Origin of the sequence: Lentzea waywayandensis (assembly GCF_900115955.1) — a bacterium.
In the GTDB taxonomy this organism is placed as follows: Bacteria; Actinomycetota; Actinomycetes; order Mycobacteriales; family Pseudonocardiaceae; genus Lentzea; species Lentzea waywayandensis.
Window position 1 is genome coordinate 470,911 of record NZ_FOYL01000002.1, and the last position, 21,311, is coordinate 492,221.

The 21,311-nt window shown below is 69.5% G+C and carries 20 protein-coding genes; 7 read left to right on the plus strand and 13 right to left on the minus strand.

Going from position 1 to position 21,311, the window contains the following annotated elements; all coding sequences use genetic code 11:
- Positions 1–21 precede the first annotated feature (21 nt).
- Positions 22–1,671 (plus strand): carbamoyltransferase N-terminal domain-containing protein, encoded by a 1,650-nt coding sequence (locus tag BM417_RS07060; protein ID WP_093588977.1) that lies wholly within the window; start codon positions 22–24, stop codon positions 1,669–1,671.
- A gap of 16 nt (positions 1,672–1,687) precedes the next feature.
- Here BM417_RS07060 and BM417_RS07065 read toward each other — a convergent pair whose 3' ends face one another.
- The 8 genes from BM417_RS07065 to BM417_RS07100 are packed head-to-tail and all read right to left on the minus strand — an operon-like array spanning position 1,688 to position 10,501.
- Entirely contained in the window at positions 1,688–2,836 is a 1,149-nt protein-coding gene (locus tag BM417_RS07065) for a 3-deoxy-7-phosphoheptulonate synthase class II (RefSeq protein ID WP_093588979.1), read from the minus strand.
- Positions 2,833–3,738, minus strand: a complete 906-nt coding sequence (locus tag BM417_RS07070) for an AurF N-oxygenase family protein (protein WP_093588981.1) — start codon at positions 3,736–3,738, stop codon at positions 2,833–2,835. The genes BM417_RS07065 and BM417_RS07070 overlap by 4 nt, the downstream gene beginning before the upstream one ends.
- A gap of 13 nt (positions 3,739–3,751) precedes the next feature.
- The gene (locus tag BM417_RS07075) at positions 3,752–4,510 is read right to left on the minus strand and encodes an aminotransferase class IV (protein ID WP_093588983.1); all 759 of its coding nucleotides are present in this window, start codon (positions 4,508–4,510) and stop codon (positions 3,752–3,754) included.
- Positions 4,507–6,543 carry an aminodeoxychorismate synthase component I gene (gene pabB, locus BM417_RS07080; protein ID WP_093588985.1) on the minus strand — a complete coding sequence of 679 codons (2,037 nt, stop codon included), beginning with the start codon at positions 6,541–6,543 and terminating at the stop codon, positions 4,507–4,509. The genes BM417_RS07075 and pabB overlap by 4 nt, the downstream gene beginning before the upstream one ends.
- A complete protein-coding gene (locus BM417_RS07085; RefSeq protein WP_093588987.1) occupies positions 6,540–7,370 on the minus strand; it encodes an arylamine N-acetyltransferase family protein in 831 nt (276 codons plus the stop codon). Before BM417_RS07085 ends, pabB begins: the two co-directional genes overlap by 4 nt.
- A complete protein-coding gene (locus BM417_RS07090; protein ID WP_093588989.1) occupies positions 7,367–8,263 on the minus strand; it encodes a 4-hydroxybenzoate octaprenyltransferase in 897 nt (298 codons plus the stop codon). The genes BM417_RS07085 and BM417_RS07090 overlap by 4 nt, the downstream gene beginning before the upstream one ends.
- 10 nt (positions 8,264–8,273) lie before the next feature.
- Complete coding sequence (locus tag BM417_RS07095; protein ID WP_093588991.1) at positions 8,274–9,440, minus strand: cytochrome P450; 1,167 nt, start codon at positions 9,438–9,440, stop codon at positions 8,274–8,276.
- 23 nt (positions 9,441–9,463) lie between these two features.
- Positions 9,464–10,501: a polyprenyl synthetase family protein gene (locus tag BM417_RS07100; RefSeq protein ID WP_218164376.1), complete on the minus strand. Its 1,038-nt coding sequence runs from the start codon at positions 10,499–10,501 to the stop codon at positions 9,464–9,466.
- 369 nt (positions 10,502–10,870) lie between these two features.
- On the opposite strand from BM417_RS07100, the gene BM417_RS07105 reads away from it, so the two are divergent.
- Positions 10,871–12,091 (plus strand): cytochrome P450, encoded by a 1,221-nt coding sequence (locus tag BM417_RS07105; protein ID WP_245821750.1) that lies wholly within the window; start codon positions 10,871–10,873, stop codon positions 12,089–12,091.
- Positions 12,092–12,143: 52 nt separating this feature from the next.
- Here the strand turns inward: BM417_RS07105 and BM417_RS07110 are convergent, their stop codons facing one another.
- Positions 12,144–12,974, minus strand: a complete 831-nt coding sequence (locus BM417_RS07110) for a methyltransferase domain-containing protein (protein WP_093588995.1) — start codon at positions 12,972–12,974, stop codon at positions 12,144–12,146.
- Positions 12,975–13,083: 109 nt separating this feature from the next.
- The gene (locus tag BM417_RS07115) at positions 13,084–13,923 is read right to left on the minus strand and encodes an SAM-dependent methyltransferase (RefSeq protein ID WP_245821751.1); all 840 of its coding nucleotides are present in this window, start codon (positions 13,921–13,923) and stop codon (positions 13,084–13,086) included.
- Between the two features lie 130 nt (positions 13,924–14,053).
- On the opposite strand from BM417_RS07115, the gene BM417_RS46675 reads away from it, so the two are divergent.
- The 4 genes from BM417_RS46675 to ispG all read left to right on the plus strand — a co-directional run bounded on the left by BM417_RS46675 (position 14,054) and on the right by ispG (position 18,358).
- Positions 14,054–14,275: a hypothetical protein gene (locus tag BM417_RS46675; protein ID WP_143138546.1), complete on the plus strand. Its 222-nt coding sequence runs from the start codon at positions 14,054–14,056 to the stop codon at positions 14,273–14,275.
- 129 nt (positions 14,276–14,404) lie between these two features.
- A complete protein-coding gene (gene ispH, locus BM417_RS07120; protein ID WP_093588997.1) occupies positions 14,405–15,355 on the plus strand; it encodes a 4-hydroxy-3-methylbut-2-enyl diphosphate reductase in 951 nt (316 codons plus the stop codon).
- A gap of 49 nt (positions 15,356–15,404) precedes the next feature.
- Entirely contained in the window at positions 15,405–17,222 is a 1,818-nt protein-coding gene (locus tag BM417_RS07125) for a 1-deoxy-D-xylulose-5-phosphate synthase (protein ID WP_093588999.1), read from the plus strand.
- Positions 17,219–18,358 carry a flavodoxin-dependent (E)-4-hydroxy-3-methylbut-2-enyl-diphosphate synthase gene (gene ispG / locus BM417_RS07130; protein ID WP_093589000.1) on the plus strand — a complete coding sequence of 380 codons (1,140 nt, stop codon included), beginning with the start codon at positions 17,219–17,221 and terminating at the stop codon, positions 18,356–18,358. Before BM417_RS07125 ends, ispG begins: the two co-directional genes overlap by 4 nt.
- A 54-nt stretch (positions 18,359–18,412) precedes the next feature.
- Here the strand turns inward: ispG and BM417_RS50245 are convergent, their stop codons facing one another.
- Positions 18,413–18,805: a LuxR C-terminal-related transcriptional regulator gene (locus tag BM417_RS50245; RefSeq protein WP_407656132.1), complete on the minus strand. Its 393-nt coding sequence runs from the start codon at positions 18,803–18,805 to the stop codon at positions 18,413–18,415.
- 82 nt (positions 18,806–18,887) lie between these two features.
- Between BM417_RS50245 and BM417_RS07140 the strand changes: the two genes are divergently transcribed.
- A complete protein-coding gene (locus BM417_RS07140) occupies positions 18,888–19,175 on the plus strand; it encodes a hypothetical protein (protein ID WP_093589002.1) in 288 nt (95 codons plus the stop codon).
- A gap of 1 nt (position 19,176) precedes the next feature.
- Here the strand turns inward: BM417_RS07140 and BM417_RS07145 are convergent, their stop codons facing one another.
- Positions 19,177–20,367 (minus strand): MFS transporter, encoded by a 1,191-nt coding sequence (locus BM417_RS07145; RefSeq protein ID WP_218164379.1) that lies wholly within the window; start codon positions 20,365–20,367, stop codon positions 19,177–19,179.
- Between the two features lie 32 nt (positions 20,368–20,399).
- Positions 20,400–21,209 carry a streptomycin biosynthesis protein gene (locus BM417_RS07150; protein WP_245821752.1) on the minus strand — a complete coding sequence of 270 codons (810 nt, stop codon included), beginning with the start codon at positions 21,207–21,209 and terminating at the stop codon, positions 20,400–20,402.
- Between the last annotated feature and the right edge of the window lie 102 nt (positions 21,210–21,311).

Genomic DNA, 21,311 nt, shown 5'->3' on the forward strand with positions numbered 1-21,311 from the left:
CCGAAAAGGTGTGGCTGACCAATGCGGATTTGCGGAATCAAGGCATCACACGACGGCGGAGTCGCGGTCATCGAGGACGGCCGGCTTCTCTTCAGCTACGAGATCGAGAAGCTGAAGAACGGCGAACGGTACAGTTCTCTCGGAAACCTGGAACGCGTGACCGAGATCCTCGCCGCGGAAGGCCTGTCCCCCGGCGACATCGACCAGTTCGTGGTCGACGGCTGGTACACGAAGGACGCCGCGGGCGAGGTCGCCGTCGACGTGCACGCCGGCGGCCTGCCGGTCCAGCTCCGGGTCGCGCCGTACGTCGAGAGCGACGGCGATCCGCTGCGACGCCACACCTTCAGCGGCCACGGTCTCGGCGACTACGCCAGCTACCACCACGTCGCCAACCACCTCATCGGCACGTACTGCTCGAGCCCGTTCGCCGCCAGGGGCGAGGACGCGTTCGTCCTGGTCTGGGACGGCATCATCACGCCGCGCCTCTACCTGGTGCGGGCCGCGACCCGTGAGGTCACGTTCGTCGAGGCCCTCATGCCTGTCTTCGGCGGCAGCTTCGCGGCCTTCTGCGCGCGGTTCGAGCCGTACCTGCCCGACACCGACGACATCGCGTCGGACCGGTTCATCCGCCATCACCTCTCCGTGGCGGGCAAGGCGATGGCCTACGCGGCCAAGGGCCGGGTCGAGACCGAGGCGTTCGCCGTCTTCGACGACCTCATGGCGGAGTTCAGCGACCTTCCCGTCGACAACGTGGGGGCGCTGGGAGACAAGGCCGCCGCGAACCGCGACGAGCTGTTGCCGGGCCTGTCCAACGCGGACCTCATCGCCACCTATCAGGCCTATCTCGGCCACAACCTGCTCGAACGGCTCACCTCGGCGGTGCGCAGCCGCTTCCCGGACGGCGGCCACAACCTGGTGATGGGCGGCGGCTGCGCGCTCAACATCAAGTGGAACAGCGCGATCCGGGCCAGCGGGGTCTTCCGGGAGGTCTTCATCCCGCCCTTCCCCAACGACGCGGGGGCGGCGATCGGCACGGCGGCCTGCGAGATGTTCCGGCGTGGCCGGACGGCGCTGGAGTGGAACGTCTACAGCGGACCGCGGATCACCACCGGCACGCTCCCCGACGGGTGGCGCTCACGCCCCTGCGACGAACGGCAGCTGGCCGCCCTCCTGCACGCCGAAGACGAACCGGTGGTCGTCCTGTCCGGCCGGGCGGAGCTGGGCCCGCGCGCCCTGGGCAACCGCAGCATCATCGCGCCCGCGACCAGCACCCGAATGAAGGACCGGCTCAACGACATCAAGAACCGGGCCCAGTACCGGCCCGTCGCGCCCATCTGCCTGGAGGATCGCGCGCAGGAGGTCTTCGACCCCGGCACGCCCGATCCGTACATGATCTTCGAGCACCGCATGCGGCCCGGCTGGGCCGAGCGCGTCCCGGCGGTCGTGCACCTCGACGGCACCGCCCGGCTCCAGACCATCGCGTCCACTCAGGACACCGCCACGGTGCGGATCCTCACCGCCTACGCGGAGATCACCGGAATTCCCGTGCTGTGCAACACCAGCGCGAACCTGGAGGGACGGGGCTTCTTCCCCGACGTCGAGTCTGCGGCCAGGTGGGGCGGGACCCGGTACATCTGGTCGGAGGGCACGCTGTACACGAACCCGGCGTGATCGCTCGCCTTCCTGGTCACCGAAGCATTTCGGCGACCAGGAAGGCGAGCTCGAGTGCCTGGCCGGCGTTGAGGCGAGGGTCGCACGCCGACTCGTAGTTGCGGTGCAGGTCGTCGAAACCCACGCCGCGGCCGACGCACTCGGTGACGTCCTCGCCGGTCAGTTCGACGTGCAGGCCGCCGGCGTGGGTACCGAGTGCCCGATGCACCTCGACGAAGCCCGCCACCTCGGCGAGGACGTCGGTGAAACGCCGCGTCTTGTACCGGCTGGGTGCCTGGAACGTGTTGCCGTGCATGGGATCACACACCCACGCCACCGGCGCTCCCGAGGCGTTGACCTTCTCCACCAGCTCCGGCAGCAGATCCCGCACGCGGTCGGCTCCCATCCGCACGACGAACGTCAGCCTGCCCGGCCGGCGGTCGGGGTCGAGGCGGTCGATCAGGGCCAGCGCGTGCTCGGGCGTGGTGGACGGTCCCAGCTTCACCGCGATGGGGTTGTCGATGGTCGCGAAGTAGGCGACGTGGGCGCCGTCGAGCTGCCTGGTGCGGTCGCCGATCCACAGCAGGTGGCCGCTTCCCGCGTAGCGTCGGCCAGAGCGCGGGTCACGGCGGGTCAGGGCTTCCTCGTAGTCGAGCAGCAAACCCTCGTGGCTCGTGCACAACTCCCCTCGCAGCACGTCCATTGTGTACTGCGAGGCGTCGTACACGCGGCGCAACCGGGCCGGATCCGGCTGCCGTTCGGCCTGGGTGAAGCCGATGCCGTTCACCGCGTCACCCCGGTACACCGGCAGCGTGCGCCCGTCCACGGTCTCGGTCGGCGAGGACCTGGGCTTGGCGTACTGGCCGGCGATCCGGCCCACGGTGACCACCGGGAGCGTCGAGGCGGACGTGAGGATCTCGGACATCTGTCGCAGCAGAACAATTTTGCGCCGGATCGCCTGCGTCGAGAGGTCGTCGAGACGTTCGGCGCAGTCGCCGCCCTGCACCAGGAACGCTTTGCCCTCGGCGACCTGCGCGAGGCGTGCGGTGAGCGTGTCGCATTCCTGGGGCGTGACCAGTGAAGGCGAGGCCGTCAGGTCGTCGACCACCTCGCCGAGCCGGACCTGGTCGGGCCATTCCGGTCGCTGGCAGGCGACGAGCGTCCGCCAGTCCTCGGCAGACCTCACGTCTCGACGAGGTCGTGGCTGATGCCCAGGTCGTCGAGCAGCAGCTGCAACGGTCCGGTGTCCCGCTTCGGCACCGGGCGGGACGCGGCCCACTCGGCCAGCTGGTCGACGCCGATCTCGAAGCCGCCCTGGGCCGCGACGGTCACCCACGGCTCCAGGTCGGCGGAGCGGAACGCGGTCAGGCCGTTCACGAGCGCTTCGCGGAACGTCTGCTGCTGCGTGCCGTCCAGGTTCCGGTAGAGCGAGCCGCACAGCTCGCGGAACACCACCGCGTGGCCGCTCTCGTCCCGCCGGTGCAGATCGGTGGTGATCCGGTTCATCGGCTGGATCTCCTGGGCGGTGGACAACGCCGAGAGGAACCCGCTGATCGTCGTCTCGGCGGCCAGGGAGAACGCGATGTCGACGATGTCGCGGTCGAACCCGGACAGCCCGGCGCGGGCCGCCGCACGTCCCTGGACCACCGACCAGACGTCCGGCGCGAACCGCACGCCGGCCATGTCGCGCCGTCGGCGCGTGACGCCGACAGCGTTGTGGCACATGAGAATGTGGTAGTGCTCGTCGATGATCGTCTGGTGCAGCGCGTCGACGGCGACGTCGTCGCGGCGGACCGGGATCCGCTCCTGGAGCATCAACCGGCAGGCCGGCAGGATGATCTCGTCCTCGATGGCCGCGGTCTTGGCGTTGTAGGCGATCCACGCCGCGGACAGGATCCGCTCGCGTGCGTCCCGGTCGAGCTTCTCGGCACCCGGCAGGCCGAGCACCGGCACGAGGTGCTCCGGGAAGTCCGGCAGGCCTGCGTCGAAGTGCCCGTCCAGGTCGAGCTCGTCCTTCTTGACGGCCACCCGCTTGCCCCAGCGACGGGTCAGCTGGACCAGCAGGTCGCGCTCGAGGTCAGTGGACATCAGGGAGCCTCCTTCACGTGTTCAGCGCGGGGACGACGGGAACGGCGAGCGACTCCAGGCGCGCCTGCCAGCGCTCGGCCTTCGCCGCGTCCGCTTCGACGAACCGGCCCAGCCCCTCGGTGACCGGCCGGACGCCGTGCAGGGCGTTCACCGTCCACACCGGAACGCCGGCCAGCTCCGCCGGGGTGGCGGATTCGGAGACGACGTCCTGCCCGGCCAGCTCACCGAGCAGGGCACGGGTGATCCCGGGCAGCAGGCCGGGTCCGGGCGGCGGTCCGCAGAGAACGTCGCCGCGCCACCAGACGATGCTCGTCGTGGATCCTTCGAGCACGTGTCCGTCCGGCGAGAGCAGCATTGCCTCGTCGGCTCCTGCCGCGACCGCGGCGGCACGCAGGGCGGTCAGGTGGTCCAGGTCGACGCCCTTGACGGCGGGCAGGCTTCGGCGGTCGGTCCCCGAGTTCCACAACCGGACGGTCCTGGTGCGCGGGGGCGCGGGACGCATCCACAACCGCAGTCGCGTCCGGGAACCGGTCTCCACGAGCTCGACGCGCGGGAACCACCGGCCCCGCGCGGGCAACGACTCGGCGACCGCGCGCAGGAACCCGTCCGTTCCCGGTCCGGAGAACCGGGAACAGGCGTCGGCGAAGCGCTGGGCGTGCCGGCCGAATCCCCGCACCCGCCCCTCGTCCACGAGCCACGAGTCGATGACCCGGACCATCCCCGTCTCGCCGGAAGGCGACCACCCGCCGTCGTCCCACCACTGGCGGCTCATCGCTGCGAACCCACGTCCGACACCGCGGGCGCACGCCAGGCGCGCAGCGACGCCGCCGCTTTGAGCAGCATCTCCTCGTACTCCTCCTGGGTGTCGGAGTCGAGCACGATCGCCCCGCCGGCACCGATGGTCAGCCGGTCTCCGACGCGGACCGCGGTGCGGATCACGATGTTCAGGTCCGCGGCGCCGGAGAGACCGAAATAGCCGAGGGTGCCGGAGTACACGCCCCTGGCCTCCGTCTCCAGGCCGTCGATGATCTCCATGGTGCGCAGCTTCGGCGCCCCGGTCATGGAGCCACCGGGGAAGCACTGCCGGACGCAGTCCATCGCGCTGACGCCGTCCTTGAGCCGTCCGTGCACAGTGGACACGAGCTGGTGCACGGTCTGGTAGCTCTCGACGGCCAGGTACGGGTCGACGTCGATGCTGCCCACCTCGCACACCCGGCCGAGGTCGTTGCGCAGCAGGTCGACGATCATCAGGTTCTCGGCCTGCGTCTTCGCGCTCGACGCGAGAGTGGCGGCGATCTCGGCGTCGCGCACGGGGTCGGCGTCGCGAGGAGCGGTGCCCTTGATCGGTTTGCTCGTGACCCCGCGATCTCGTTCGATGCGCAGGAACCGCTCCGGCGACGAGCAGAAGACCGTGACGTCACCGAGGCGCAGCAGCGCGGCGTACGGCGCGGGGTTCGACCGGCGCAGCCTCAGGTAGAAGTCGGTGTCGTCGTCCCGGAACGGCAGGTGCAGCTTGTTCGTCAGGCAGATCTCGTAGCTCTCGCCCAGCCGCAGCTGACGCTGGCACTCCGCGATGTCCGCGAGGTACTGGTTCCGGTCGCGGACCAGGTACTCCTCGGCGTCAGGGGGCGCGCACGGCTCGTCGGCGGGCTCGTCCCGGACGGCGTGCAGTCCGGTGAGGACGGTCGCCGTCCGGTCCACCCACTCCTGGGCGTCGCGCCGGGTCGCCTCGTCGTGCACGGCGACCAGGTAGGTCAGTCCCTCCTGGTGGTCGATCGCGACGATCCGGTCGGCGAACATCCAGGCGGCGTCCGGGGTTTCCGCGGTGTGGCGCGCTGTCGCACCGCATTCCGCCTTCAGCTCGTACCCGAAGTAGCCGACGTACCCACCGGTCAGGTTGAACGGCAGGGTCGTGTCGGGAACCCGCCGCTCGCGCAGCCGCTGCTCCAGGAAGTCGAACACGCTGCCGGGGACGTCGCGGACCCCGCCGGCGTCGCGCACCTGCACCACCCCGCTGCCGGTGCGGTAGGTCACGACCTCGCTGAGCGGCCCGGACGTGTCGCCCAGGAACGAGAACCGGGACAGGCCCTCCTCCACCCGGCTGCTGTCGAGCCAGAAGCAGTGGGGACTCTCGCCGAACAGCTCCAGGAAGACGGCCTCGGCATCGGCGCCGGTCGGCACGACGGTGCTGATCAGTCCGAGTTCCGCGGACGGGGACCCGTGGGCCTGGCGGGTCAGTTCGGCGAAGTTCCGCAGGATCTCCCTGCCGTACCCGGAGGCGACCGACTCGGGGTGGAACTGCACGCCCCACTGCGGCAGGTCCCGGTGCCGCAGCGCCATCAGCACACCGTCGTCCGCCCACGCGATCGGGACGAGCTCCTCCGGCAGTGGCTCCTGCACGCCGAGCGAGTGGTACCGCACCGCGACGAACTCACGGGGCACCCCGGCGAACAACGGATCTCCCTCGTGGGAGACCTTGGCGAGGTGCCCGTGCCGCGGCTCCGGCGCGGCGGACACGGTCGCGCCCGCCAGGTACCCGATGATCTGATGGCCGAGGCAGACTCCCAGCACCGGCAACGTGGTGCGGCGCAACAGTTCCCCGACGAGGCCGATGTCGCGGGCGTTCTGCGGCCGGCCGGGGCCGGGCGAGACGACGATGTTGTCGAAGTCCTCCAGCCGCAGGTCGAGCAGCGCCGGGTCGTCGTTGACCACGACCGTCGGCTCCTGGCCGTTGATCTCGGCGATCAGCTGGAAGAGGTTGAAGGTGTACGAGTCGTAGTTGTCCACCAGAAGTGTGCGCGTCATGGGCCGGCCAAGGTTTTCCGAAGAGTCTGGATGTCGCCCGGCTCCAGGGTGATCCCGAAGATCTCGCCGGGAGCGGACAGCGCCTCCGCCTCGTCGAGCTCGCGGAACGTCGCCGGCTCCCCCGGCCGGATCTCGGCCAGCACGGTGCCGGCGAGGAGGTGCCTCACCTTGGGCTGTGTGCGCTGGAGGACCATCCGGTGGTTGAACGGCGAGCGCGGATGCGTGAGGCAGAAGTGGTTGAGGAGCTCGAAGTCCGACGGGTAACGCACGTCCGTGGTGAAGCCGTAGAGCTCCACCGGTCCGTCCGGTCCCAGGAACCGCAGCACGTTCTCACCGGTCGGCTCGCGCACGAGATCGAACGACCAGTCGCCGTCCAGCCGCTCGTTCTCCGCGAACCGGATCGGCTCGTGCAGCCCGTAGGCGCCGAAACTCACGTCGTGGAGCCATTGTTCGCCGTCCAGCTCGACGAGGAGCGCGACGTGCAGGGCGGGACCGAGCTTGCTGCCGGAGCGGATGCGCGTCCGTCCGGCGAACGCCGTGAACGTGAACCCGATGCGGTCCAGCACGGCCGCCATCAGCACGACCTGTTCCAGGCACCAGCCTCCGCGGCCCTGCCGCACGATCTTCTCCTGGACGCTGTCCAGATCGAGCGGCACCACCGTGCGCCCGAGCAGCGCGTCGAGGTTGTCGAACGCGATCGCGTCGACGTGGGCGGAGTGCAGGCCCCGCAACGTGGAGAGGTCCGCGGCCACGTCGCCCTCGTAGCCCACACGGGTCAGGTAGGCGTCCAGGTCGACGCCGCTTCCCTGCCACATCGAGTCGCTCATGTGACCTGCCCGGCGATCACGGCCGCGAGCACGATCCAGCCGTAGTAGGTGTTGGCGACGAAGGTGTCCCAGCACGCCTTCGGGTCGTCCAGGTCCACCCGGAAGACCAGGTAGGCCAGGTAGAGCGCCGCCAGCACGACGACCACGTAGAACGCCCACCCGATCGGCGTGAGGGAACCGGCCCACACCACGCCCGCGACGCTGAGAACGAGGAAGACCGACAGCCACACCTTGGTGGACCCGCCGAACAGCAGGGCGGACGACTTCACCCCGATCTTCCGGTCGAACTCCTTGTCCTGATGGGAGTAGATCGCGTCGTGGATCATGGTCCAGAAGGTCCCCGCCGCGTACAGGCCGTACACCGGCAGCGGGTAGTCGGCGTTCCCGGTCGCCGCCGTCCAGCCGACGAACACGTAGGTGCTCATCACCAGCCCGAGGAAGGCCGAGGGCCAGACGAAGAAGCGCTTCATGAAGGGGTACGCGACGATCAACGGGTAGGTGGCCAGTGCGACCAGGGCCGTCTCGACGTTCGCCACCGCGAGGACCAGCAGTGCGACCAGGGCCTGCGCGGCGGCCCAGAGGATCCCGTTCCGGACGCTGATCGTCCCCGCCGCGACGGGCCGCCCCACGGTGCGGGCGACGCGCGCGTCGATCTCCTTGTCGGTGACGTCGTTGCTCGCGCAGGCGAAGCCGCGGATGAGCACCGCGGCGACGGCGACGGCCGCCACCGACAGCAGATCCGGCCGTGTCCCGGAGGCGAAGACGACGGCCCACAGCCCCGGAAGCAGGTAGAGCATGTACCCAGTGGGCCTGTCCAGCCGCATCAGCAGGAGGTACGAGCGGACCGATTCCGGGCTCTTCGTGACGACGCCCGCGGATATCTTGTGCAGCATCAGGATCCCATCACCATCGCACCGGAAGCTGGACCAACCCGCCGATCAACGTGTCGTGGCGCAGCCTCAGCTCGTCCACGCCGGCGGCCAGGCGCAGGGCCGGGAACCGCGTGACGAGCTGGGTGAGCACCACCTGCAACTGCATCCGCGCCAGCGCCGCACCCACGCAGTTGTATGCGCCGTGACCGAACGCGAGGCTGCCCGCGGTGTCACGCGTGATGTCGACCCGGTCCGGATCTGCGAAGGCCGCCTCGTCGTGGTTGGCCGCGATGACGTTCAGCAGCACGAAGTCACCGGTCCTGATGGCGGCCCCGTCGATCTCGAAGTCCGTCACCGCGTACCGGGGCATGCCGCCGTTGTGCGGGTTCGGCATCGACCTCCGCAGGGTCTCCTCGACGGCGCCGGGCACGAGGCTCGGGTCGTCCACCAACGCCTGCCACTGTTCCGGGTCGGACAACAGCAGCACCGCGCAGGTGCCGATCCGGGCGACCGTGGTCTCATAACCGCCGAACAGCAACAACGCCGTCAGCCCGAGGACCTCGTCGTCGGTGATCCCCTCGGTCGCGCAGATCCTGGAGATCGCGTCGTCGCCGGGGTTCGCCCGCTTGTCAGCCACGAGTTGCTTGCAGTAGCCGAAAAGTCCGCCCAGGCCCTGCTTGGACCTCACCGGGTCCCCGACGTTCGCGGCGTCCTGGGTCCAGCCGCCGAACCGGTCCTTGTCCTCCTGCGGCACGCCCAGCCACTCGCACATCACCTGGATCGGCAGCGACAGCGCCACCGTCTCGCGCAGGTCGACCGGCGGCTTCCGCTCTGCCAGCTGGTCCAGGAGCTGCCCGGTGACCTTCTCCACGTACGGTCGCAGCTCCGCCATCCGCTCGGGTGAGAAGTGCGGCTCCAGCAACGCACGCAACCGGCCGTGGTCCGTGGCGAAGCCGCCCAGCAGACTGGCGAGCAGTGCCGACCCGCTGTCCTTCGCCGCCGGATCGGGGTTGTTGCGGCTCAGCCGGTCGTCGTCGAGCAACTGCCGCACCTCGGCATGACCGGTGACCAGCCACGCCTCGCCGCCCTCGGGAGTACGGACCCGGTGGACCGCGCCCCGGGTTTGGAGCGCGCGCAGCCCTGGCGCGAGGTGCAGCACGTTCGCCTGCTCGAAAGGCAGTTGAACCGGGGTACTCACTGACGACCTCCGGGAGTCACGGGTCATGCCGTGCGGTTGACGATGCGGTCGAACAGGGCGGTCAGTTCGGCGGACGCGGCCGGGGTCAGCCCGGCTCGTCCGAGGTGCTCCAGAGCGGAGTCGAGATGGTCGCGGGACCGCTGCTCGGCCGTGTGCCGGCCGCCGGCCTCCTCGGTGAGGTCGGCGATCTCCTGGAGGTGCGCCGCCGTGGTGCCGCCGGCCTGCCACAGTCCGCGCAGCCGCTCGCCGGCCGGGCCGCCGGCGGACAGCGCCGCCAGCACCGGCAGAGACGGGTTGCGTCGCTCGATGTCGCCCCGGACGGGCTTGCCGGTCACCGCGGGATCGCCCCAGATGTCCTCGACGTCGTTGAAGATCTGGAAGGCGAGGCCCAGATGCCTGCCCGCACCGCGCAGGGCGGCCAGGACGTGCTCCGGGCTGCCCGCCCGCAGTGCGGGAGTCACCAGTGCGCACTGCAACAGCGCGGACGTCTTCTCCTCGACGATCCGGTCGTACTCCGCGATGCCGGCGCCGGAACCCAGCCGGACGGTGAACTCGCGGGACTGGCCAGCGAGAACCAGGCGGTTGGCCTCGGCGAACGCGCAGGAGATCTCCGCGCGGCCGGGGCCGGGGTCGTCGACGACCATCTGCAGACTGAGAGCCTGCAACGCGTCCCCGGCCAGGATGGCCAGGCTGGCGCCGAACACCTTCCAGGCCGCTGGACGACCGCGCCGCAGCTCGTCCGCGTCGATGATGTCGTCGTGGATCAGGGTCGAGTTGTGCAGCAGCTCCAGTGCCGCCGCCTGGGACCGGACGTCCTCCGGCCGCAGGCCGACCCCCTGCGCCGCCGCCGTCATGAGGGCGGCGCGGGTCAGCTTGCCGTTCGCCGCACCACTGAGGTCACCGTGTTCGTCGGTGAAGCCGAGGTGATAGGAGCAGACCCTGGCGAGGGTCGGCTCCAGCGCGGAGACCTGCTGCCGCACGACGGGCAACACCGTGGACCGCACCGTCCCCGGTGACAGGAGGGCTGCAAGCCCGGTCGACGAGGTGTCGAGTGTGCTCATCGGGATTCTCCTCCGGTGGTCGCACGCCTTCCCGATTCCTGGTCAGACCTACGCACGGGGCGTTCGTGAATTGAACACCGAAAACTCGTCACCGAATCTCGAGTGACGCTCAGGAATTTGAGCAACAGTTCCAACCAGCATCCTGAACGAGCTCTCCCCGCCGTGTCAACGACGCGGCGTGAGCATGTTCGACTTTAGGAAAAACCCCAAACGCGGCGGCGTACAACCCGGATTGGACTATTCTGTGGATTGGTGGCTGCTGGGCGGCGCCAATGCCGCGCCACGACCAGGCCGGCCGCACCGAGATCGCCGAACCGGTTCACTGAAAGCTTGAGAGGCGAAATGGCTACAACGGCCGATTCTGGGAAATTGCTCGAAGGCAGGCCGTTCGACCCCTATGGCGCACATCGCGACGACCCGTACGCATTCCTGGCCGACGTCGGAGACGCGGAGCCGGTGTTCTACGCCCCTCTGCTCGACGCGTGGTGCGTCACCCGGCGCGAGGACATGCTCGCCGTGCTGAAGGACGACCGGAGCTTCTCGGCACGCGACCACAACCCTCGTCCCAAGGTCGCGCTGCCCGAGGACGTGAGCAGGATGTTCAAGACCTGGCGCGGCGCCGGTGCCGTGGCCGTCGGCTCACTCGACCCTCCCGAGCACGCCAAGATCAGGGAAGTGCTCAACACCGGGTTCACGCCGGCCAGGGTCAGGGCGTTCGAACCCACGATGCGGGCGATCGCGACCGACCTCGCCGAGCGTGCCGCGGCGGAGGAGGAGTTCGACTTCATCGCCGCGTTCGCCGTGCCGTACGCCCTCGAGGTGATGTGCCGGCGTCTCGGGGTCCCGGACGAGTACCTCGACCGGTGCCGTCTGTGGTCCGAGCAGCGCATCGAGCTCATGATGTTGCAGAGCGACACCGATCCCGACCTGCTGCGCGAACACGCCCGCGGGCTGATGGAGTTCGGCGCGTTCGCCCGTTCGATCGCGCAGGACCGGCTGGCCTCACCGCGGGACGACCTGATCAGCGAGCTGCTCCACGACGGCAAGGCGGGCAACACGCTCACGGCCGACCAGGTCGCCGTCCAGATCCCCACCCTGATCTTCGCCGGACACATGACCTGTGCCGAGGCGCTGGGCACGATCACGTACCAGCAGCTCCGGTCCCTCGGCGGCTGGGCCGAGGTCGTCGACGGGACGATCGCCACCCGCGACCTCGTCGAGGAGGGCTTGCGGTTCGACAGTCCGCTGGCGGGCATGTACCGGACCGCGACGCGTGACGTGGTGGTCGGCGACGTCCACCTGGCCGAGGGAAGCAGGCTGCTCCTGCTGTACGGAGCGGCCGGCCGGGACAGTCGCGCCCACGCGTGTCCGGCGGCGTTCAGCCCGGGCAGCAAGTCCGCCACGCACCTCGCGTTCGGGCACGGCATCCACTTCTGCCTCGGAGCCGGGTTCGCCCGCGCGGAGCTGGAGATCGCGGTGCAGGCCCTCGCCGCCAGGATGCCGGGTCTGACCCTGGCGCCGGGACTGCCACCACGGCACCGGCCGGTGTTCCCGCTGCGGGCGTTGACCGAACTGCGGGTACGGCAGTGAGAACGGCCTCGGCCTGCGCCACGTCGTGGCGCAGGCCGAGGAGTGTGCGGGATCAGGCGCGGACGGCGGTCAGGTAGAGGTAGCCCTGCTCCGGCGTGACCGCGGACAGGCGCATGAAGGCGAGCAGCGAGTCGGCCTGTTCCTCGCCGACCAGAGCGACCAGCTCGTCGCGTTTGGTCTCCACGGCGTCGGCCATGACCGCGAGGGTGCGATTGCAGTTGGCGCTGATGTCGCGGATCTCCGCATCGACGAAACCGTTGGCGGCCAACGCCTTCTCGTACTCGTCCACAGTGCCCAGGGACTTCACCGCGTAGTTCTCGCAGACGTGGTCCAGGACCTTGCGTCCCTCAGGGCTGACCGGGCCGCGCTCGATGACGTCGACGATGGCGAGGCGGCCGCCGGGGCGCAGGACGCGAGCGATCTCGGAGAGCACCTGACCGCGGTCGGGCATGTGCCACATCGACTCGAACGCCCAGGCCGCGTCGAACGAGCCGTCGGGGAAGGACATGTCCATCGCGTCCGTGAACTGGAACGTGGCCTTGTCGCCGAGCCCGGCCGCGGCCGCGAGCTCGTTGGCCTGCGCCACCTGGACGTGACTGACGGAGATGCCCACCACGTTCACGCCGGAGGTGCGGACGAGCCGCAGCGCGGGGTGGCCGATGCCGCAGCCGACGTCGAGGACCCGCTGGCCGGCCTGCGCGCCGAGGCCCGCGATCATCATGTCGGTCAGGCGGTCCGTGGCCACCTCGATGGAGCTGTCGTCGGCGTCGTCGTCCCAGTACCCGTAGTGGTAGTTGGGGCCCCACGCGGAACCGTAGATCTGACCGATCCCGTCGTACACGTCGGCGACGTCGCTGGGAGCGGGAGACTGCTCGATCGTCATTCGGATCTCCGTAGTTGTTGTGAGGGTGGCGGGAAGTCGGCTCAACAGCTGATCGCGCAGGCGCCCGGCCGGGACTCCCCGGCCGAGCGCCTGCGCGATGGTGAGCCGCTCACTTCTTCTCGAAGCGCAGGAAACCCAGCTGCAAGCCCCCTGCTCGCCATTCAGCGCCCTGCGCCTGGTTCGCCAGCAGAGAGATCCTGAGCTGCCTGCGCTCCACTGCCGAAAGGCCGCTGTCGTTGTCCAGCACCGCCTTCGTCCAGGCGGCGCTCTCCTCCCAGAACGGCGCGGTCTCCGCGGTGGCGTCGACCTCGTCGACCAGCTCGAAACCCGCGGCCTCCGCGGCTTCCGCGTAGTCGCGCACCGTGGCCGGTTTCGTGTAGAAGTACTCGGCCCACACATCGGCTCCGTGAGGGCGAGTCAGGAACACTTCCTCGACGCACACGCTCGCGCCCGGCCGGAGCACGTGCGACAGCCGCTCGAACCACTGAGGGCGGTTGAAGTACCCGCTGCTCTCGATCGCGACCGCCGCGTCGTAGGGGCCGTCGTCCACGGTGAGGCGATTCGCGTCGCAGACCAGCGTCCGGACCTTGCCGCCCAGACCGCATTCCCGCGCGAACCCGTTGACGACCGGCGCGTGTTCCGGCGCGTTGGTGACCGACGTGACGTCGGCGCCGTATTCCTGGGCCCAGAAGAGCGAGCCTCCGCCGAGGCCGCAGCCGACGTCCAGGACCTTCCCGGACAGCCGGTGTTCGGCGCCCCAGATCTTGGCCGCGTACCGCAGCAGGCCCTCCTGATGGAGCCGAATGCTGCCGCGAATGGCGTCCGCGTCGTTGCCGGGCGGTGGCGCTTCGGAGGAGGGGTAGTACCCGACGTGATAGTGAATCCTGGGGCCGGGCCCGTATTTGCGCACCAGCTTGGCTGTTTTGTCGTCGTAGTACTGGCCGACCACCCTTACCTCGTCCTGAGGGTCCAGCGCTGCCAGAGGTGAACTTGAAATGTTTGACACGGTCACTTCTCCAGGGCTCGGATGTCGACGACGTTGATGAACGGCCTGGTGCGGTCGTTGCGCGGTGCCCGCCGTGATGTGGCCAGGATTCGAAACGCAGAGCCGCCGCGAAATCGAGTGGCAGCTATCGGATTCCATCCTGGAGGGACGCCCCTGGTCGTGTCAACGACGTGGCCTGCGCATGTTCGACTTTAGGAAAAACCCCAAAGGGCACGGCGTAAAGCCTGAACTGCACTATTCTGCGGATTGGTGGCTGCTGCGCGACACCAATGCCGTGTTCGAGTCCGGCTATTGAGCCGGCACCCCGCGGCGGACCAGCCTTCCCGAGAAGGACTCGGTTTCTACCGACCGGCGTGGATGCCCTGTTCGGCAACGCGAAGCCAGGCGTTCCGACGCGGACGTCATGGCACGGAACGGAGTGGGAATGAGTGGCGGTAAGCAGGTCCTGCTGGCCGAACCGCGGAGTTTGTGCGCCGGCGTGCGCCGGGCCATTGCCATCATCGACCTCGCGCTGGAACAACACGGCGCGCCGATCTACGTCCGCAAGGAGATCGTGCACAACCACTACGTGGTGCGCGGATTCCAGCAGCGGGGTGTCGTGTTCGTCGACTCCGAGCAGGAGGTGCCGGAGGGCGCGGTGTGCGTCTTCTCCGCGCACGGTGTCTCCCCGCAGGTGCGGCAGAACGCGGACGCGCGCGGGCTGGACGTGCTCGACGCGACCTGTCCCCTGGTGGCCAAGGTGCACCAGGAGGCCCGCCGCTTCGCCCGGGACGGGCGGACGTTGCTGCTGGTCGGGCACGCGGACCACGAGGAGGTCGAGGGCACCTTCGGGCACGCTCCCGACCAGACGATCATCGTCGAGACGGTCGCCGACGCGGAGGCGCTGGACCTTCCCGCCGACGCACCGGTCGCCTACCTCACCCAGACCACGCTCTCGGTGGACGAGACCAGGGACATCATCGCCGTGCTCCAGCGCAGGTTCACCGACCTGCGCGGGCCCGCCACCGACGACATCTGTTACGCCAGCCAGAACCGCCAGGACGGCATCAGGGCCATCGTGGACCGGTGCGACCTGGTGCTGGTGGTCGGTTCGACGAACTCCAGCAACTCGATCCGGATGGTCGAGGTGGCCAGAAGGCTTGGTGCCACAGCGGAACTCGTCCCGGACGTGTCCCACTTCGACCCCGCGTGGCTGGCCGGTGTGACGACGGTCGGGGTGAGCGCCGGGGCGAGCGCGCCGGAGATCCTCGTCGACGAACTTCTCGACCGGCTCGCCGAACTGGGTCACGCGGACGTCGCCGTGCACCGGGTGGCGACCGAGGACGTCGTGTTCTCCCCGCCCGCGCGGCTGACCGGAGTGGCGGACGTGCCGTGACCGATCGAGACCGGGCAACCACCGTCGCTGATGAGGAGCACTGTTCGACATGGCGCTGCTGGAAACCGTGCGCGACCCGGCACGGCTGCGTGAGCTGACCGCCGGAGAGCTCCGCGACCTCGCCGCGGAGATCCGCGCGTTCCTGATCGAGCGGGTCTCCGCCTCCGGAGGCCACCTCGGACCCAACCTCGGCGTGGTGGAGCTGACCATCGCGCTGCACACCGTCTTCGACTCCCCGCGCGACCGGCTGCTGTGGGACACCGGCCACCAGTCCTACGTGCACAAGATCCTCACCGGACGGCAGGCCGGGTTCGACCGGCTGCGCAGGTCCGGCGGCGTCTCCGGCTATCCGTGCCAGGAGGAGTCCGAGCACGACCTGGTGGAGAACTCGCACGCCTCGACCGCACTGTCCTATGCGGACGGACTGGCGCGGGCGGACGCCCACCTCGGCCGCCGTGACCGGGCGGTCGTCGCGATCATCGGCGACGGCGCGATGACCGGCGGCATGGCCTGGGAGGCGCTCAACAACATCGCGGGCGGGCCGGACCGGCCGCTCGTCATCGTGCTCAACGACAACGGTCGCTCCTACGCGCCGACGGTCGGCGGGCTGGCCGAGCACCTGGCCTCGTTGCGGGCCGGACGCGGGCCCGGCGTGTTCGAGCAGCTCGGTCTCTCCTATCACGGGCCGGTCGACGGCCACGACGTCACCGCCGTCCAGGACGCCCTGCGCCACGCGTCCGCGCTGGGCCGGCCGGTGGTGGTGCACGTGATCACCGCCAAGGGCAAGGGTTTCGAGCACACCGAGAGCAACGACCTCGATCTCGGCCACGCCGTCAAACCGATGGACCCGCTCACCGGCAAGGCGCTCAAGTCCTCGCCGCCGTCGTTCACGTCGGTGTTCAGCGAGAAGCTCGTCGAACTGGCCGAGCAACGCGAGGACCTGGTGGCGATCACGGCCGCGATGGCCGAGCCGACCGGGCTTCTGCCGTTGCAGCAACGGTTTCCGGGCCGAGTGATCGACGTGGGCATCGCCGAGCAGCACGCGGTCACCATGGCCGCCGGGCTGTCCCTGGGCGGCGTGCACCCGGTGGTGGCCATCTACTCCACGTTCGTCAACCGCGCGCTCGACCAGCTGCTGATGGACGTCGCGCTGCACCGCCGCCCGGTGACGTTCGTCCTCGACCGGTCCGGGGTGACCGGCGACGACGGGCCGAGCCACAACGGCATGTGGGACCTGTCGGTGCTCCAGGTGGTGCCGGGGCTGCGGATCGCGGCGCCGCGGGACGGCACCCGGCTGGCCGAGCTGCTGGCGGAAGCGGTGGCGTGGCACGAAGGTCCGACGCTGTTGCGGTTCCCCAAAGGCCCCGCCGGTGACGACGTTCCCGCCATGGCCACGTTCAACGGGCTGGACGTGCTGCGCCGCTCCGGCTCGCTGGACGTGCTGATCGTCGCGGTCGGCGCGCTGGCGGGGCTCGCGCTCGCGGTCGCCGACGGCGTGCGGGCACAGGGCATCGGGGTGACGGTGGTCGACCCGAGATGGGTCACCCCGGTCAACCCCGCGATCGCCGACCTCGCCCGCCGCCACCGGCTCGCGATCACGGTCGAGGACAACAGCCGTGCGGGCGGTGTCGGTTCCGCGATCGCGCAGACGCTGCGGGACGCCGACGTGCACACCCCGTTGCGGGAGTTCGGCATCCCGAGGCGGTTCCTGAGCCACGGGTCCAGGGCCGAGGTGCTGGCCGCCTGCGGGCTGACCGCGCAGGACGTCACCAGTGCCGTGACGGAACTTCTGGCCGGCCTCGACGCCGCACCGGCGGGCATCGACGACCTCGACGTCTGGCCGGTTCACACCGGGGAGGAACGATGACGACCGTCGCCTTGGGCATGCCCGTGCCGCGCAGGGAAGAACTTTCCGTTGCCACGCGGCGAACCTCCCGCAAGATCATGGTCGGCCCGGTGGCGGTCGGCGGCGACGCGCCGGTGTCGGTGCAGTCGATGACCACGACACCGACCACCGACATCGACGCCACGTTGCAGCAGATCGCCGAGCTCACCGCGGCCGGCTGCGAGATCGTGCGGGTCGCTGTGCCGTCGGCGGACGACGCGGCCGCGCTGCCGACGATCGCCCGCAAGTCGCAGATCCCGGTGATCGCCGACATCCACTTCCAGCCCAAGTACGTGTTCGCCGCGATCGACGCCGGCTGCGCCGCGGTGCGGGTCAACCCCGGCAACATCCGCCGGTTCGACGACCAGGTCGGCGCGATCGCCCGCGCGGCAGGAGACGCGGGCGTGCCCATCAGGATCGGGGTGAACGCCGGGTCGCTGGACAGGCGACTGCTGGACAAGCACGGCGGCGTCACCCCGGACGCGCTCGTGGAGTCGGCGTTGTGGGAGTGCTCGTTGTTCGAGGAGCACGGCTTCACCGACCTGAAGATCTCGGTGAAGCACAACGATCCCGTGGTGATGATCGAGGCGTACCGCAAGCTCGCCGCCCGGTGCGACTACCCGTTGCACCTCGGCGTGACCGAGGCGGGCCCACGCTTCCAGGGCACGATCAAGTCCTCGGTCGCGTTCGGCGCGCTGCTGGCGGAGGGCATCGGCGACACCATCCGCGTGTCGCTGTCCGCGCCGCCGGTCGAAGAGGTCAAGGTCGGCGCGCAGATCCTGGAGTCACTGGGACTGCGGCCACGAGGCCTCGACATCGTGTCGTGCCCGTCGTGCGGACGCGCCCAGGTCGACGTGCACACCCTGGCCGAACAGGTCACCGCCGCACTCGAAGGGTTCCCGGTGCCGTTGCGGGTGGCGGTGATGGGCTGTGTCGTCAACGGGCCGGGCGAGGCCCGCGAGGCCGACATCGGTGTCGCCGCCGGCAACGGCAAGGGCCAGATCTTCGTGAAGGGCGAGGTGATCCGCACGGTCCCGGAGTCGCAGATCGTGGAGACCCTCCTGGCCGAGGCGGCCCGCATCGCCGAGGAGATGGGAGTGGACGTGGAGGGCACCTGACGACACGCAGTTCGCGCACGAACACGCGAACTGCCCACCTCGGACCACCGCACGTCAATCCACGGTTTCACACGCGACACGCGGCGGCCACGAATCCCTTCGCAGAATTTCGAGGACGTACGCCCTCGAGACCAACGCGACGCGATTCGGTGCCTGAAGCTTGTCGGACATGACGCGGACGTGGTAATCGATGGTCTTCGAACTGAGATACAACTCGCGCGACAGTCGCCCGCTGGAGAATCCGGCCGCGACACCTTCCAGGATCCTGGCCTGGAGAGAACTGAGCATCGGACAGCCGATCGGCCGGTGCGCTTCGCACTCCGCGGAGCTCGTCGTTCTCGGGCGTGCCTGACTGGGGATCACCGGACCTGAGCCGTGCTTTCGGGCACAGCCCGAGTAATGCTCGCACTTCTGCAGGTCGTTCTGCCCGTTATGCATGGCACCCATCCATTTCAGTACAGCCGGCACGTCCACCCCTGGGAGGAGACCCAGTTTTGTGTCCACAGAGGAACAGTTGTGAGGGACGGCCGTGACAACGTTGACACGTGATACCGGGACCGCGACACCGGCAGCGGCGGACGCGCTGATCAAGACCCTGCACGAGGACCTGAGCAGGTTGCCGGCCAGCGCACAGCTGGACGCGGTGCTGTGCCTGCTGGAGGCGGCCCGGTTGATGCTGCGTTCCTTCGACCGGTCGCGTGGTGAGCTCACCGGCGACGACCTCGACCACATCCACGCGACCATGCGCGCCGCGTCGCTCTCGGTGCGCAGCTACCTGTGGCGCACCGGTGACAGCGATCCGGCCGGCAGAAAATGAGCTAGCCGCGCACCGCCGCCGGCGCTGTGGTCACGCTGCGCAGATCGGGCAGGAATGTCATGACGATCGCCGCACAGGCCATGAAACCCGCGCACACCAGCAGACCCGCGCCGAACCCCGCGCCGCCCGCCAGCACGCCCAGCGTCAGCGGAGCGAACGCCGACACACCACGTCCGATGTTGAAGCAGAACCCGGCACCGGTCGTCCGCACCCTGGTCGGGAACAACTCCCCCAGGTACGCGCCGAAGATGCCGGCGTAGGCCGCGAAGAAGGCGAACATCGGGCCCAGCCACAGCAACGCCGTCCGGTCGGCGGCGATCACGTACAGCGGCAACGTCAGCGCCACGCCGGCCAGCGACAGGATCAGCGCGTTCTTGCGGCCGATCCGGTCGGCGATCAGCCCGAACACGTTGTAGCCCACGAACATCCCGAGGTTGAGCACCGTCAGGAACAGCGCGACCGTCGTGGCCGGGATGCCCTTGTCGGCCTGAAGGTAGGTCGGCAGCCACGTGGACGCGCCCCAGGCCCCGAACATCGCGAGCCCGGCCACGATCGCACCGAGTGCGGTGCGCCTGCGCAGTTCCGGGGCGAAGATCTCGCTCACCTTCACCGGTGTGGTCTTCTGCTCGGCCCATTCGGCCGACTCGCGGAAGAACACGCCGACGATGACCAGCGGGATCACCACGCCCACGCCGCCGAGGAAGAACAACAGGCGCCAGTCCGGGAGCAGCACTCCCGACAGCAGCGCGGCGACCACCCCGCCGATCGGGAACGAGCTGAGCACGAACGCCACGGCACGACCCCGTTGCGCGGCCGGCCAGGTCTCGACCACGTAGGTCGACACCACTCCCCAGACGCCGCCGAGTCCCATGCCCGCGAGGAAACGCAGCACCACGAACAGCGCGAAACTCGGCACCACCAGGATCGCCGCGGTGAACACACCGAACACCGCGAGGGAGACCAGCAACGCACCCTTGCGGCCGTAGTTGTCGGCGAGCCAGCCGACGGTCACGCTGCTCACCCCGATGCCGAGCAACGTCGCCGTGGCGAGCAGACCGCCCTGTGTGGTCGTCAGGCCCAGATCGGCACGGATCGCCGGCAACGCGAACGACAGCAGCATGATCTCCAGCGCGTCGAACATGTAGGCGACGAACGAGCCGATGAGCACAACCCATCGGTTGGATCCACTCAAGCGAACCAGTCCATTCAGTCGTAGGGGTTTCTTCACTGACCCGAGTGATCGCCGAGCCGATCGCCGAAGGCCGCCCAGTACCGCGCGTTGTGCCGTGCCAGGGCGGCGATCGCGTCGACGCAGTGCGCCGGGACGTCCGTCACCGGCGGAACCGCCTGGCCGGTCACGGTGTGCGTGTCCAGCCACCGGAGCAGGGCCCGGCCGGCCTCGGTGAGCCGCAGCGACGGGTCCTTGCACAGGGTGCGCAGGATCGCGACGGGATCGGGTTCTTCTCTGGCTTTCCTGGCGGGAACGGGGTCTTCGCCGCGGCTGATCCGGTTGCGCACGTCGAGCACGGTCGACGGCGCGATACCCGCCGCCCTGGCGATCTCGCGCAGCGAGCGGTCCGGATCGGCGTGCATCAGTTCGCCCGCCAGCCTGCGGCCTTCCGCACCGTCGAGCGGGCGCCGCCTGCCGTCCCGGCCGATCCGGGTGTTCGACCGCGTGCCCTCGACAGTCGAACGCCTGCGGATCTCGCCCACCGTGCTCGCGGTCAGGCCGCTGACCGATGCGATCCACCGGTCGGATCGCATCGGGTGGGTCCCGACGATCCGCGTGGCGGCCGCCTTGCGGTCGGCGACCGACAACGGCAGACCGTTGGCCGTGTTCGCCTCGACCGCGAGCACGAACGCGTCGTTCTCGTCGCCGTCGAAGAACCGCGCCTCGATGTGATCGCGAGCGCTCAGTTCCGCGGCTCGCACCCGCTGCACGCCGTCGATCACACACATCGTGCGGCGATGCACGATGATCGGCGGCATCGCGATGTTCGTCCTCGCCAGGACGCGGATGTGTTCCACACTCACATCACTCGTCCTCGGCGAACCGCCGAGCCGCAACCGACTGATCGGCACCATCTCGGCGGGAATGTCATCTGCCTGGAAGGCACGCCACGGAGGTGGCAGTTC